General features: G+C 44.7%; 14 protein-coding genes and 1 other RNA gene. All 15 read left to right on the forward strand.

Features of this window, described 5'->3' with window-relative positions:
- Nucleotides 1–106: 106 nt before the first annotated feature.
- The 15 genes from BMX69_RS04935 to BMX69_RS05000 all read left to right on the forward strand — a co-directional run bounded on the left by BMX69_RS04935 (nt 107) and on the right by BMX69_RS05000 (nt 15,463).
- Nucleotides 107–1,501, forward strand: a complete 1,395-nt coding sequence (locus BMX69_RS04935) for an amidohydrolase (protein WP_100041719.1) — start codon at nt 107–109, stop codon at nt 1,499–1,501.
- A gap of 33 nt (nt 1,502–1,534) precedes the next feature.
- On the forward strand, nt 1,535–2,296 hold the full coding sequence (locus tag BMX69_RS04940; protein ID WP_100041720.1) for a MerR family transcriptional regulator: 762 nt from the start codon (nt 1,535–1,537) through the stop codon (nt 2,294–2,296).
- A 36-nt stretch (nt 2,297–2,332) separates the two neighbouring features.
- Nucleotides 2,333–3,406, forward strand: a complete 1,074-nt coding sequence (locus tag BMX69_RS04945; protein ID WP_100041721.1) for a BMP family protein — start codon at nt 2,333–2,335, stop codon at nt 3,404–3,406.
- Nucleotides 3,407–3,417: 11 nt separating this feature from the next.
- Complete coding sequence (locus tag BMX69_RS04950) at nt 3,418–4,947, forward strand: ABC transporter ATP-binding protein (protein WP_100041722.1); 1,530 nt, start codon at nt 3,418–3,420, stop codon at nt 4,945–4,947.
- Nucleotides 4,944–5,978 (forward strand): ABC transporter permease, encoded by a 1,035-nt coding sequence (locus tag BMX69_RS04955; protein ID WP_100041723.1) that lies wholly within the window; start codon nt 4,944–4,946, stop codon nt 5,976–5,978. The genes BMX69_RS04950 and BMX69_RS04955 overlap by 4 nt, the downstream gene beginning before the upstream one ends.
- Entirely contained in the window at nt 5,979–6,920 is a 942-nt protein-coding gene (locus tag BMX69_RS04960) for an ABC transporter permease (protein ID WP_100041724.1), read from the forward strand.
- Nucleotides 6,921–7,156: 236 nt separating this feature from the next.
- On the forward strand, nt 7,157–9,415 hold the full coding sequence (locus BMX69_RS04965) for a ribonucleoside-diphosphate reductase subunit alpha (protein ID WP_100041725.1): 2,259 nt from the start codon (nt 7,157–7,159) through the stop codon (nt 9,413–9,415).
- Between the two features lie 46 nt (nt 9,416–9,461).
- Nucleotides 9,462–10,505, forward strand: coding sequence for a ribonucleotide-diphosphate reductase subunit beta (locus tag BMX69_RS04970; protein ID WP_100043772.1), 1,044 nt, complete (start codon nt 9,462–9,464; stop codon nt 10,503–10,505).
- Nucleotides 10,506–10,611: 106 nt separating this feature from the next.
- Complete coding sequence (nox, locus tag BMX69_RS04975; RefSeq protein ID WP_054789571.1) at nt 10,612–11,946, forward strand: H2O-forming NADH oxidase; 1,335 nt, start codon at nt 10,612–10,614, stop codon at nt 11,944–11,946.
- Between the two features lie 183 nt (nt 11,947–12,129).
- Nucleotides 12,130–12,472, forward strand: a transfer-messenger RNA (tmRNA) gene (gene ssrA / locus BMX69_RS04980).
- A gap of 500 nt (nt 12,473–12,972) precedes the next feature.
- Entirely contained in the window at nt 12,973–13,524 is a 552-nt protein-coding gene (locus BMX69_RS04985; protein ID WP_100041726.1) for a DEAD/DEAH box helicase family protein, read from the forward strand.
- A 201-nt stretch (nt 13,525–13,725) separates the two neighbouring features.
- Nucleotides 13,726–13,917, forward strand: coding sequence for a hypothetical protein (locus BMX69_RS04990; protein WP_100041727.1), 192 nt, complete (start codon nt 13,726–13,728; stop codon nt 13,915–13,917).
- Nucleotides 13,918–13,987: 70 nt separating this feature from the next.
- Nucleotides 13,988–14,155 (forward strand): hypothetical protein, encoded by a 168-nt coding sequence (locus tag BMX69_RS24365; protein WP_166433173.1) that lies wholly within the window; start codon nt 13,988–13,990, stop codon nt 14,153–14,155.
- A 259-nt stretch (nt 14,156–14,414) separates the two neighbouring features.
- Complete coding sequence (locus tag BMX69_RS04995; protein WP_157724388.1) at nt 14,415–14,807, forward strand: hypothetical protein; 393 nt, start codon at nt 14,415–14,417, stop codon at nt 14,805–14,807.
- Between the two features lie 32 nt (nt 14,808–14,839).
- On the forward strand, nt 14,840–15,463 hold the full coding sequence (locus BMX69_RS05000) for a hypothetical protein (protein WP_054789575.1): 624 nt from the start codon (nt 14,840–14,842) through the stop codon (nt 15,461–15,463).
- Nucleotides 15,464–15,472 lie beyond the last annotated feature (9 nt).

The following is a 15,472-nucleotide window of genomic DNA, read 5'->3' on the forward strand; positions in this document are numbered from 1 at the left end:
ATTAATGAATTGACGTTTCAAACTTGAACCTATAGTAACTATAGGATATATAATGACCTCGATTTAAAATGACGGCATGGAGCCGTACTGAAAATGGAGGGATAACATGGCTTCAAAATTATTAATAAAGAATGCCAAAGCAATTATAACCTGCGATGAAAATGACCATGTGTACAAAGACACCGATATCCTGATTGAAGGGCCTAAGATTGTGTCAATAGGCCCTGGGATAGAGGAAGAAGGAGCACAGGTTATTGACGGTTCAGGAAAATTTGTATACCCGGGACTAATCAACACCCATCATCACTTCTTTCAAACCTTTGTAAGGAATCTGATCACCATTGATTATCCGAATCTGACGGTCATGGACTGGATCGATAAGATCTACCGGATCTTTCAGATCGTTGACAATGATGTCATTTATTATTCCACTCTTACGGCTTTTGCCGATTTAATCAAGCACGGCTGCACCTGCGCCTTTGACCACCAGTACTGCTATACGAAGAAAACCGGCAAGGATCCGGTGGACCGGCAGATGGAAGCAGCAAATCTTATGGGAATCCGTTATCATGCAGGGAGGGGCAGCAACACGCTTCCAAGGAATGAGGGGAGCTCGATTCCAGATAATATGCTGGAGACCACAGATGAATTTATAAAAGACTGTGAAAGGCTTATCCGTCTCTACCATGATCCCAATCCTTATTCCATGCAGCAGATCGTCATGGCGCCCTGCCAGCCGATCAACTGCAGGCCGGAAACATTTACCGAAACCGTTGCCGCAGCCAGAAGCATGGGCGTTAGGATGCACACCCATTTAGGAGAGGGGGAGACGGAAGGGATCAAGGCCCGCTGCGGAAAGCGCACTCTGGAATGGTGCAGGGACATCGGCTTTATCGGAGAAGACGTCTGGTATGCCCATAACTGGGAAGTGCTGCCGGAAGAATACAGGCTGCTTGCTGAAACAGGAACCGGAATTTCCCATTGTCCTGCGCCGGCTGTGCTGGGAGGTTTCCCGATTCTTGATATCAAGGCCATGGAGGAGGCTGGAGTGCTTATAAGCCTTGGCTGTGACGGATCCGCGACCAATGACAGCTCCAATCTTCTTGATGCCCTTCGCTCGGCTTATCTGATGCAGACTTATCATGCAAAGGAAAGGGGCGGCTGTGTATCCGCCTATGATATGTTAAAAATCGCTACCGTAAATGGAGCAAAGACTCTGGGAAGACCGGATCTTGGTTCTCTTGAACCGGAAAAGGCAGCTGATCTGTTTATGATAGATGCAGAAGCCCTGGAGCTTACGGGAGCAATCCATGATCCTAAAAATCTCCTTGCAAGGGTTGGCTTGACAGGAAACGTATGGCTCACTATGATTAATGGAAACGTGGTTTATAAGGATGGCGTGATCACCGGAGTGGACGAGAGACGGTTGGCTTCTGAGGGAGAGGCGGTCTGCACCAGAGTGATACGAAAGCCAAGCGAGGCATTCCGTCCGTTTTTATAAGCCGCCTGATCATAGAAAGTTGAGGAAAAAGGTTTGAAGGAATTTTTATCCATTGGAGAGATGGGATCACTATTCGGGCTGAATATACAGACCCTGTATTATTATGACAGCATAGACATATTTAAGCCAAGGATGCGGGACTTAAAAAACGGCAGGAGAAAATACGAGTTTGACCAGATTTATGAACTGGCAACCGTATGCTACATGCGAAAGCTTGGATACTCCCTGGAGGAAATTACAAAGCAGCGGAGCACACAGCATGCCGGTTCCGCTCTGGATTCCTTAAAGCAGCGTTCAGAGGAGCTTCACAGGCAATGGATGGAGCTGATTTCCATTGATGAGGCCATTCAGAGAAAACTTCGTTTTATTGAAGAAGAAATGGAAAATATCCGCACGGATGAGATCACCATCCGCCATTTTGAGGACAGGGCCTATCTTGCCATTGGTGAAGAAGAAATGATCTATCGGCAGAATTCCTTCTATTTTTATCCTACCATTGCCTTTTATCAGGGAGAAGGGAAATATTTCGGAGCTTATTTATATCCTTCTGGCGAACCGCTGCCGGAGACCATAAGAAAGGATCAGATCCGTAAAATTCCTGGCGGCGATTTTTTGTGCGGCTATCACCTGGGCTCTTATGAGACGGTTCCTGCTACCATAGAGCGGATCCGGAACGCTAGACCGGATCTGGAATTTGAAGATCTTACCATTAATTTTAACATTCTGGATCAGTTTGTGGAAAACCAAAGCTCCAATTACATCACTCATACGCAGATCCGGATATTGAAACCTTAACAACTGCGTAATCGACAACAAGAGAGGAGAATCATTATGAAAAACTTAAAAAAATTGGCAGCCCTGGTTCTTACCGCTTCCATGGCGGCCGCATCCTTAGCCGGATGCAGTAAAAACACAGAGACAAAAACGGAGACCCCTAAAACAACAGAAACAGCTGATCCTTCTGAGTCATCTGAAACTTCTAAAACATCTGAGACCTCTAAATCTTTGAAGGTAGCACTTTGTCTTTCCGGTGCGGCCAATGACATGGGTTGGTGCCAGTCCGCCTATGAAGGATTAAAGCTTCTGGAATCCGATTATGGCTGTGAGACTGCCTATACGGAAAATCTGACTCCTGATGACATTGAAGCTGCATTTGCCGATTATGCTGCCAATGGCTTTGACGTAGTGATCGGCCACGGCTATGAGTTCGGCGATCCTGCCATTGAAGTGGCAGAACAGTATCCGGATACAAAATTCATTGTAACAGAGGGAGAGGTTTCCGCTGACAATGTTGCTTCCTATGTCACCAAATGCGAAGAAGGCGGTTACATTATGGGAATGCTTGCAGCAGGAATGTCAAAAAGCAATAAGATTGGTTTTGTAGGACCCATTCAGGGCTCTTCCCTTGTTAAAATCATGAATGGCTTTGAGGATGGGGCAAAGTCCGTAAAACCTGATATTGAAGTCCAGACTGCATGGACCGGTTCTTTTACGGATACGGCTCTGGGAAAAGAAGCTGCACAGGCTATGATTGACAATGGAGCTGATGTCATCGGCCATTGTGCCAACGAATCCGGTACAGGAGCTATCAATGCGGCTAAGGAAGCAAAGGTTTATGCAACCGGAGATTCCTATGATCAGAATGGTCTGGCTCCGGAAACGGTTCTTTCTTCTTCTGTATACCATATCCCCCATGTGATTGAAGTAGCCTTTCAGACGGTGGCAGACGGAAGCTTTGCAGGAGGAATCTATGATCTTGGCATGAAGGAAGGCGCGGTGAGCATCGCATCATACCATGAACTGGAGGCCAAAGTCCCGGATGAGGTGAAGGCGGAGATTCAGAAAAAGGTATTATCCATTGCAGCCGGAGAATTTACGGTAACCTGTGATACAAAGATCAGATAGGGAGTATTCATATGCCATTATTGGAAATGAAACATATTACAAAGGCATTTTCCGGAGTGTATGCCAATGAGGATATCAGCCTTTCCGTGGAAAAAGGGGAGATCCATGCCTTACTTGGAGAGAACGGAGCCGGGAAGACTACGCTGATGAACATATTATTTGGCATTTACCAGTCTGATGGCGGGGATATCTTCTACAAAGGAGAAGCGGTCCGGTTTAAGTCTCCAGCTGATGCCATAAGCCATGGAATCGGCATGGTCCATCAGCATTTTTCTCTCGTAAACCGGATGACAGTGCTTGACAATATCATTCTGGGATCTGGCAGCAGGAAAGAGGTTCTTAACAGAAAACAGGCCTCAGAAGAGGTCTGCCTGCTGGCGGAAAAATACGGCCTTTTTGTAAAGCCTGATGAACCGGTTTATAGCCTTTCCGTGGGAGAACAGCAGAGGGTGGAGATTTTAAAAGCACTGTACCGAAAGGCGGACCTGCTCATTTTAGATGAACCCACAGGAGTTTTGACTCCTCAGGAAACTGAAAATTTCTTTCATGTGTTAAGGCGGCTAAAGGCTGAAGGCCATGGCATCATCATCATTACCCATCGCTTAAGTGAGATCATGGCGATCAGCGACAGAGTTACCATTTTAAGGGATGGAAAGGCGGTTAAGGATCTGGTCACATCAGATACCACTCCGGAGGAATTATCTGCCTTTATGATAGGCAGGCCCCTTTCCCCTAAAACGGAAGACTGGAAAAAGACGTCAAAGGAAGCTGCATTAAGCCTTGAAGGCGTTTCTTTATTAAAAAAGCGGGCCGGCAAAAAGGCGCTGGATCATATCTGCCTTACGGTTTATAAAGGGGAGATCCTTGGAATTGCCGGAGTGGAAGGAAATGGACAAAAGGAGCTTGCTGAGGTTATCACAGGAATCCGTAAGCATACGGAGGGAACCATCGCGTTTGACGGGCAAGCAATTGACAGCCGGTCTGTGAGAGAACGTTTTCATAATGGCATCTCCTATATATCCGATGACCGTCACATGGATAGTCTGGTTGTAGACATGACGGTAACAGAAAATATGATCCTGCGCACCTACAACCGTCAGCCATTTTCAAAAAAATGGATTCTGGATCATAAAAAGGCGGAGAACCGGGCTTTAGAAGCCATTGAAGAGTATGGAATCCGAACATCGGGAAAAAGCGGGGCCAGGACGCCGGTCAAGCTTATGAGTGGCGGAAATCAGCAGAAGGTGATCTTATCCCGTGAGATATCGAAAGAGGCCAGGCTCATTGTAGCCAGCCAGCCTACCAGAGGATTGGACATCGGAGCAACAGAATTTGTACATCAGACTTTGATCAGGCAGAAGAACCAGGGAAAAAGTGTTTTGCTCATTTCAGCTGATTTAGATGAGATCCTTTCCTTAAGCGACCGGATTGCAGTGATGTTTGAAGGACGGATTATGGGGATCCTTAGCAGGGAAGAAGCGGATGTATTTAAAATCGGACTTTATATGGGCGGAGTGACGGAAATAGGAGGAAGGCCATGAATCACATGAAAAAATGGAAGGCAATGGAAGTTACGGAGATCGCGTTCCTTTCCATTGCAATGGCGGCCATCCTTATCATTTTATCAGGGGCCGATCCTCTTACGGCTGGCCGGATGTTTTTTAATGGAATCTTCGGCAACGTGAGCGGCTTCGGGGAAGTGTTTGTAAAAGCGACTCCTTTGATTCTCACCGGACTTGGCTGCTCGGTGGCGTTTCGGACCGGCTTTTTTAATATCGGTGCAGAGGGACAATTCTACATAGGAGCTCTTGCATCTGCCTGGGTGGCTTTGAATGCCACCGGGGTTCCCGGGATTTTCCGGATCCTCCTTGCCATTGGCTGCGGCTTTCTCTTTGGCGGTTTATGGGCTTTGATAGCAGCCATATTAAAGGCAAAGCTTGGAATATCAGAAATTATATGCACCATTATGCTTAACTATATTTCCATGAATCTTTTGGGCATCGCAGTCCGCACCTTTCTCATGGATCCGGGGGGAAGCATTCCCCAATCTGAAAAGATAGATGCATCTGTCACGCTTTTACGCTTCTTAAAGCCAACCAGAGTACATACGGGCATCTTTATAGCCCTGGGAGCCGTGTTATTTGTATGGTTTCTTATGGAAAAGACGACCTCAGGTTACGAATTCAAAGCGGTGGGTTTTAATAAACGGGCAGCAGCATGCAGCGGCATTTCTGTGGTGAAGAACATAATCCTGTCAGCGGTATTAAGCGGAGGCCTTGCAGGAATAGCGGGAGCTGTGGAGGTATTGGGAGTTCAGAAGAAGCTGCTTGAAGGAATCTCAGGAGGCTGCGGCTATACGGCAATCCTCATAACTCTTTTGGCCTTTAACCATCCGGGCGGCGTACTTTTGGTTTCTGTTTTATTTGCGGCTCTGGAAGTTGGGGCAAACTCCATGCAGAGGCAGATGGGAGTTCCCTCTGCGATCGTAGATTTTCTCATTGGATTTATCGTTCTGCTTATACTGGGCAGGGAGCTTCTGACTGGAAAAATGAGAGCAAAGGAGGAGAAATAGATGATGCATCAGATTTTAACCGCCAGCTTTCTGACTGCCTTTTTATCGGCAGCAGTTCGAATGGCTGTGCCTCTTGCCTATGCGGGGCTTGGGGAGACGATATCGGAAAAGTGCGGAATATTGAACATCGGAATGGAGGGCGTCATGCTTTCCGGCGCTTTTTTCTCCTTTGCAGGCACATTTTTCTCAGGAAGCATTCTTGTAGGGCTTCTTTGCGGTATGGCAGGGGGAGCGGCTGTCAGTATGCTTCATGGAGTTCTGTCTGTCAGGCTGTCCAAGGACCAGTCGGTCAGCGGGATCGCCATTAATATTTTTATACTTGGTGTTACCAGCTTCCTGTATAAACTGATTTCAGGCGGACAGTCCTACCAACAGATCGAGCCTTTGTTAAAAGTGCGGATACCGGTGCTTGCCGACATTCCTCTCATTGGCAATGCTCTTTTTAATCAGGATATTCTAACCTATCTGATATATTTTCTGGTCATGGGAGTATCATTTTTTTATAAGAGGACAAATACCGGGCTTTCCTTTGCCGCCATCGGTGAAAGTCCCCGTGCTGCGGATTCAGCCGGGATACCGGTTTACCGGTACCAGTACATCTCCATGGTGTTAAACGGAATTCTGGGCGGGATTGGGGGCGCTTATCTGGTCCTGGTACAGGTAGGGAATTTTTCGGAAAATATGACCTCAGGACGGGGATATATCGCTCTGGCGGCTGTCATCTTAGGGCGTTATCTTCCCTTTGGAATGTTGGGAGCTGCTTTTTTGTTCGGTGCTGCCAATGCGCTGCAGATCCGTCTTCAGGCGGTGGGAGTGCCCCTTCCTTCCCAGGCATTGTCCATGCTTCCTTATCTGATCACATTAGCAGCCCTGCTTGGCTCCGCCCACAAAAATCATGGGCCGGAATGCCTTGGGAAGCCTTATGTGCGCGGTGCAAGATAAAGATTTTCCTCTTAATGAAAACGCTTGAAATCTTACTTTGTAAGATTTTAAGCGTTTTTTTAATAATTAATTTTCTAGCAATTATTTGGAAATAATAAAAGAAGAAAGTCATTAGAAAACGAATATTTTGTGTATCGGTAGTTGAAATTAACTATATGTTGTGGTATATTTTTACATATGAGATCCAATAACAGTTATTGATACTAATATAAAACATGGAATGGCAGGAATTATGAATGGACAAGACAGATGGAAAAAAGGAAATTCTGGAATATTTTAAAGAGGTGCCGGAGCTTGATGGCGTTTTAGAGGGAATCCGGAAGGATTGGGGGGGTGCACCATATGATTTGGAACACCTCGCCGTAAAATTCACAGGGTTCTGTAAGAAAAATATGAGCCTGGGAGAACGGTTTGAGGCGCTCATCCAGGCGGCTGTGGAGCTGACGACCCAGGAGACTCCGAACTGGGAGTATATAGGGGCCAGGCTCTCCATGCTGCGTTATGAAAACAGGTTAAAGGAAGAACTGGATCGCAGAAAAATTGGAAGCTTTTATGATAAAATTCGTTTTCTGACAGAGGATGGGCTATATGGGGATTACATTCTGGAGAATTACAAGAAGGAAGAAATTGACCGGTATGAAAGCTATATGGTTCAGAACAGAAATCATCTGTTTAATTATTCCGGGCTGGAATTGCTGCTTAACCGGTACGTGATCCGTAGCCGGCAGAATGCGCCTTTAGAGTCGCCCCAGGAAATGTTTCTTGGAATTGCCATGCATCTTGCCATGCTGGAAAAGGAAGACCGGGATACTTGGGTAAAACGGTTTTATGATATGTTGAGTACTTTAAAGGTCACCATGGCAACGCCCACCCTCTCAAACGCCAGAAAACCTTATCATCAGCTTTCCTCCTGTTTTATCGATACCGTACCGGACAGTCTGGATGGCATTTACCGGAGCATTGACAGCTTTGCAAAGGTCAGTAAGTTCGGAGGGGGCATGGGGCTTTATTTCGGTAAGGTCCGCGCCGCAGGGAGTGCGATCCGCGGCTTTAAGGGAGCAGCAGGAGGCGTGATCCGGTGGATCAAGCTGGCCAATGATACGGCTGTGGCAGTGGACCAGCTGGGGGTACGGCAGGGAGCTGTAGCGGTTTATTTAGATGTCTGGCACAAGGATCTTCCGGAGTTTTTAACTCTCAGGACCAATAACGGAGACGACCGCATGAAGGCCCATGATGTTTTCCCGGCTGTCTGTTATCCCAACCTGTTTTGGAAGCAGGCAAAAGAGAACATAGAAGGGGACTGGTATTTAATGTGCCCCCATGAGATTCTGACGATAAAGGGCTGGGCATTGGAGGATTCTTATGGAACCCAGTGGGAGGAACGATATTTGGACTGTGTGAATGACAGCCGTATCCACAAGCGGATCATTCCTATTAAAGATATCATCCGTCTGGTTTTAAAAAGCGCTGTGGAAACAGGAACGCCCTTTACCTTTAACCGGGATATCGTCAATGAAGCCAATCCAAACAGCCACAGCGGCATTATTTACTGCAGCAATCTGTGTACGGAAATTGCTCAGAATATGAGCGGGGTGGAACAGGTGGACCAGCAGATACAGACAGTGGACGGGGAGACAGTTGTGGTTACCGTAACAAAGCCGGGAGACTTTGTTGTGTGCAACTTAGCCAGCCTTTCCCTGGGAAAAATTGATCTTAAGGATACCAAAGAGCTTACAGAGCTTACAAGAAGTGCGGTCCGTGCTTTGGACAATGTCATTGATTTGAATTTTTCCCCCGTGCCCTATGCAAAGGTCACCAACCTCCGCTACCGTCCGGTGGGACTTGGAATAAGCGGATATCATCACATGCTGGCAAAGAACGGAATCTCCTGGGAGTCAGAGGAGCATCTTGAATTTGCGGACAAGGTGTTTGAGGCAATCAATTATGCGGCAATTGAAGCAAGCTGTGATTTTGCCGGGGAAAAGGGAAGATATGACCTGTATGAAGGAAGTGAATGGCAGACAGGGGCATATTTTGACAAACGGGGATATTTTTCAGAGAAGTGGAAGGGCCTTCGGGAAAAAGTAGCAGCCAATGGCATGAGAAATGGCTGGCTCATCGCCATAGCGCCTACCAGCAGCACCAGCATGATCGCCGGTACCACGGCAGGGCTTGACCCTGTTATGAACCGGTATTATCTGGAGGAAAAAAAGAACGGCTTGGTTCCCCGGGTAGCCCCGGACTTAACGCCTGAAACATTCTGGAAATATAAAAATGCTCATTACATTGATCAGAGATGGTCCGTAAGGGCGGCGGGAATCCGCCAGCGCCATGTGGACCAGGCCCAGAGCATGAATCTTTATATAACCAATGATTACACCCTTCGTCAGGTACTGGAGCTATATATCCTGGCCTGGGAAAAGGGAGTGAAAACCATTTACTACGTCCGTTCCAAAAGCCTGGAGGTGGATGAATGCGAGGCCTGCTCCAGCTAACAAAACGGTTGGGAATAATAAAACAAGAGAGTGCGGAGAAAACGATATGGAACAATTAAAAAAAAGGCCCCTTTTTCATCCGGATGGGGAGATTGAGGTAAGAAAACGGCGGATGATCAACGGCAACACTACGAACCTTAATGATTTTAACAATATGAAATACACCTGGGTCAGTGACTGGTACCGGCAGGCCATGAATAATTTCTGGATTCCTGAAGAAATTAATCTAAGCAGAGACAGGAAGGATTATCCCTTATTAAGTCCACAGGAACGGAGGGCTTATGATAAGATATTATCCTTTCTGGTGTTTTTGGACAGCATCCAGACCGCTAATCTGCCGGCCCTTGGAGAATATGTGACGGCCAATGAGATCAATCTCTGCCTTTCCATTCAAACCTTTCAGGAGGCGGTGCACAGCCAGAGTTACAGTTATATGCTGGATACCATCTGCGAGCCTCAGACTCGGAATGAGGTGCTCTATCAGTGGAAGAGCGATCCTCATCTTCTTGCGCGCAATACCTTTATCGGGGACCTGTATAATGAATTCCAAAAGGACAAGAGCGCATTTGCCTTTATGAAGGCGGTTGTGGCTAATTTTATTCTGGAAGGTGTGTATTTTTACAGCGGATTCATGTTTTTCTATAACCTTGGGCGGAATCATAAAATGACCGGCTCCTCCCAGGAGATCCGTTACATCAACAGAGATGAGAACACACATTTATGGCTGTTCCGCAATATCATTCTGGAACTGGAGAAGGAAGAGCCGGAGCTGTTTACCAGGGAACGGATAGAAGTTTACCGAAGTATGATAAGAGAAGGCTGTGAGCAGGAGATCGCCTGGGGATGCTATGCCATTGGAGATGAGGTTCCCGGACTTACAAAAGAAATGATTACAGACTATATCATGTATCTGGGTAACTTACGCTGTGCAAGCCTTGGCTGGGAGCGGATTTATGAAGGCCATGACAGGGAGCCGGAAAGTATGCTGTGGGTCAACCAGTACAGCAATGCCAATCTGATCAAAACGGATTTTTTTGAAGCGAAAAGCACGGCATATGCAAAAAGCAGCGCTCTGGTGGATGATCTGTAGTAAGCGAAGGTCCGCTTAAAAAAAGTTTGTAATTTTAGTAATAATAATTGTTTTTGTTTTAACGATGTGTTATAATTAAGAAAAACAATTCTTAAGGAGGCTATTTATGGAACGTATTGTAGTAATTGGAGCAAACCATGCAGGGACGGCTGCAATCAATACAATCTTAGATAATTATAAAGACAGTAAAGTTGTTATATTTGATTCCAATGATAACATCAGTTTTCTGGGCTGTGGTATGGCTCTTTGGATCGGGGACCAGATTCATTCCTCTGAAGGCCTGTTTTATTGCAGCAAGGATATCTTTGAAAAAAAGGGCGCAAAGGTCTACATGGAAACCAAAGTGGAGCGCATTGATTATGATAAAAAGATTGTTTTCGCTGAGGGAAAATATGGCCAGAGATACCAGCAGGAATACGATAAACTGATCCTTGCAACCGGTTCTCTTCCTATTTCACCAGATATTGAAGGAAAAGAACTGGACAACGTTCAATTTGTAAAGTTATTTCAGAATGCGAAAGATGTCATTGACAAGCTGCATAACAATTCCTTGAAGGATATTGTGGTTGTAGGGGCAGGGTATATCGGCGTAGAACTGGCAGAAGCATTCCGCCGTGTCGGAAAGAATGTAACCTTGATTGACAATATGCACACCTGTCTGTCAAGCTATTATGATCAGGAATTTTCGGATATCATGTCCGAGAACTTATCAAGCCATGGCATTCAGCTGGTTTATAACGAAATCGTGACTAAGCTTGAAGGAAACGGCAAAGTGGAAAAAGTGGTCACTGACAAAAATGAATACCATGCCGATATGGTAGTACTGGGAATTGGTTTCAAACCTAACAACCAGTTAGGCAAGGAGGATCTTGAACTGTTCTGCAACGGAGCATTTCTCGTTGACAAACGGCAGCAGACCAGCCGGCCGGATGTATATGCCATCGGCGACTGTGCCACTGTTTTTGATAACTCCATCCAAAAGACAAACTATATTGCTCTGGCAACCAATGCTGTGCGGTCCGGAATCGTTGCAGCTCATAATGTCTGCGGAACACCCCTGGAATCCATTGGCGTTCAGGGATCCAATGGAATCTGCATCTGGAATCTGAAAATGGTTTCTACTGGAATCACCTATGCAAAAGCCAAAAAGCTGGGGTATGACGCTGAGGCGGTGGATTATGAGGATACTCAAAAACCGGCCTTTATTGAACATGACAATTACAAGGTAAAAATCAGGATCGTATACGATAAGAAGACCCGCATCGTTCTGGGTGCACAATTATGTTCGGAATATGATATTTCCATGGCAATACACATGTTCTCTCTTGCGATCCAGGAGCAGGTAACCATCGACCGGTTAAAGCTGACGGACATTTTCTTCCTGCCTCATTTTAATCAGCCATATAATTATTTTACAATGGCTGCTTTGCAGGCGAAATAGGCTGAACAGGCATGTGCTTTTCCTGCTGATTAAATTAGATTTTAATTTTAAAACCAAAAAAAGGAATAAGGTGAATCTTCAGGCAGTGTTGCCACAAGGTAATAGCAGCAGGAATTGCACAGGTCTTGACAATTGATTTTTTTCATGTTAGTATGAGAATGCTCTCCAGAAGAGCACCAGTCAGGGGCAGTACTGGTTTCGACAGGGGCTATGCAGCTGGTGAAGCTATCCGCATGCGATGCGTTAAATGGCAAACCTAAATATAAACGCTAACAATAACGAATTAGCATTAGCTGCTTAATGCAGCTTGTCGGCCTTAAGGCACTCACACTTTAAGATCCCGGCATCGACTATGTGAGAAACGACGTATGCAAAGCTTTGAGCATGCGGTCGTATTATGAAGCTACTGAAGCTGCCAGGGTGTTAGTTCCCGGGCGGTGGAGGGAATGTCAATAAACTAACTATGATAGTAGAAGAACAGGGAATTGGTTTTTGGACACGGGTTCGACCCCCGTCTGCTCCACTCAAAGTGAAAAGCCGTTAAACACCTTTAGATAAAGGGGTACGGCTTTTTTATTTATGTAAAAATATCCATTTAAGCTGTTTCAGAACGTTATAGGACGCTATAAGATAGGTAGAATTGTGGGTAAAATCGCATTTGTATGTGGGGCCAGAAAATGTAACAATGATTATAGTTGAAGAGCCTATTACCAATATGGGGGTAATTGAAATCGGAACAAACGAAAGAGAATTGATAGCGAAGATAGCATGGTAAGATTTACTATATCTAAAGCTTAGTTTACCACCAGTAGCAACCCAAGATCCCTGAGTATGTTGGAAGGTGATTACGGGAATTATAAACTTATATCTTAACCGCTAATTATTTCATGAACGTTAATCGCCTATAACTTGGCGCATAGGGTGTAAAAACATACTCAAAAGCACGAGTTTAGTGGGTTGATAATTGGTAAGCAGGATGTTATTCTATTTATAAAGTTATTTATACTATGTGGGGGGAATGAGTTTATGAAAGTCGTATTTATATTTGGAAATGCGTCTGTAGGAAAAATGACTGTTGGGCAGGAATTGATGAAAATTACAGACTTACGTTTGTTTCATAATCATATGACAATTGAGCCGGTAATTGAAATTTTTGGTTCCTATAATGGAAGAATAACTTCTCGTTTAAGGGATGTGGTTTTTGAAGAATTTGCAGCATCTAATAATTACGGACTTATTTTTACTTATATGTGGGCGTTTGACCAGAAGTCCGATTGGGATTATATTGAGCATGTCAAAGATATATTCAGACCATACAAAACTGAATTTTACTATGTTGAACTTGTCGCTTCAAGAGAAGTACGTTTGGAAAGAAATACAACGGAAAATAGATTACGCAACAAGGCATCGAAACGGGATATTGATATTTCTAATCAAAGATTAATCGGTGATGGTGGAAAATACCGTTTAGTAAGCAATGACGGAGAAATACCATTTGATAATTACATTAAGATTGATAATTCGTATATTTCACCTGATATTGTTGCTCAAAAAATAAAAACCCTTTTTCAATTGTAGTACGAAGCCTCAAAATTGAATTCACAAAAGCTGCGAACGATCAGTAGTTACGCTATCAATTTTTTCGTAACAAATTATTCGAAAAAATAGGAAATAATAGTTCGTTTATGGTGGCATAGCAATATGGCTTTGCATACATTAATCATATAAAATTATAGAAATAGGAATATTTATATGGATTGTTCTCAAGGTGATCCCAGAATGGGCTCTGATGGAAGAGGCGTAGGCGGAAGAGGTTTCGACAGAAGAGGTTTCGACAGAAGAGGTATGCGTGAAGAATTCGATAGAAGAATGGAATTTGACAGAAGGCAAGAAGCGGAACGGAGAGAAGAATTCGATAGGAGACATGATTTTGACTCAAGATTTCCGTTTTGGTGGTTATTATTTTTTTAATAAAAGTCAATGTAAGCCGAACTACCAGCTATTAAAATATTTAGCTGGTAGTTTTTTATTGCCCTAAGATATGAAGGGGTGCTGCAGCATCCAGAATGTAGTAGAAGCGGATGGATACGATGAGGCAGGCCAACTTGGCCAGAATTATTTCTGTTCATCCTTTAAGTGCTTTTTTGATAAAACCCATTCAAGGCTGGAAAAGATAGCCAGACAACTGATGCGGGCAGAAATGGGGTAACCGGCTTCTTGAAAGAGCGGTAAAGGAGGCTGCTTGCTCTAAGATGGGGGGGATGGCAGTTGAAATGGAGGCAACACTTTGCATGAATGCAGCCGCGGGAGCAGAGTAACGTCTGGATTTTTAAACCAGAATACCTTTGAAACAGGCAGATTTCACACCTTGTCTATGTGTCCCATATAATATAGTACAATTAAAAAAAGAGAGGTGTTATATATGTGTTGTTTTTTCGGAGGATGTAGAAATAATTGCAGATTCGGCTGTGGATGTTGCAGATGCTGCAGATGCTGCAGATGTCGTAATTTCCGCGATCGTGATTGTGAAGATGAACGCGATCGTGATGAATGTGAAGAAGAAAGAAGAAGAGCATTCTGTGCTGGATTCAGAGCAGGATGTAATGATCCACGGTGCCACTGCTGCAGGCGTGACCGCGATCGTGACCGTGACTGTGACCGTGACCGTGATCGTGACCGCGATTGTGATCGTGATTTTGGACGTGATTTTGAAGATTTTTGCGAATAGAGATTATAGAAGCGGGGGCCTGTATATAAATTCAGGCCTCCGCTTTTACATAAATATCCGGCTGCAGGATTATTTTAACCGGTCAGGTAAAATTACAGACACAATTTCCGGAAATGGTGCATATACTGAATGATATGATAAAAATGTCAAAGGAAATTTGGTACAATGCGTGGGGAGAAAATATGGCGGAACCGTCTGGCCGTTGAAAAGCAGTATAATCATGGGGTTATCAGGCCTCAGATAAAAGGAATGTCCTGTTACATCAGGGCTGCGGTGTATGAACCTAAAATTACAAGACAGGTCAGAGCAATGGCAGGGCGGGCAGGAATGGATATGGCAGGTGTGGAAAACCGCATAAAGTCCAGGGATTCTTATTTGGAAAAGATTCATAGGAAATACGACCCTTGCTGCCAGGCATACGAGGTCAAGGACATATTGAGATATACTTATACAGCTCCAGCAGAAGAGCTTGCGGAGAAGGTTTTAATAGCCATGGAACTTTATTGGGAAGCAGGCTTTCATACGGTTGAAATTAAAAATTACTGGCTTGACAGGCAGAGTCCTTATAAGGGGATCAACACCACCTTATATTCGCCTTATGGCCAGATTTTTGAATTACAGTATCATACACCGGAAAGCTTTTCTATAAAAAATGGGCAAATGCATGAATTATACGAAAGGCAAAGGCCGATCAAGGACATGAGCAGCAAAGAGTACTTAGAGCTGAGGGATCAGATGATTAAGCTGTCCAATGCCATGGAGATTCCCAGGGGAATCGAACGGGTGTAGAATCTTACA

It is taken from the genome of Lacrimispora sphenoides JCM 1415 (genome assembly GCF_900105615.1).
In the GTDB taxonomy this organism is placed as follows: domain Bacteria; phylum Bacillota; class Clostridia; order Lachnospirales; family Lachnospiraceae; genus Lacrimispora; species Lacrimispora sphenoides.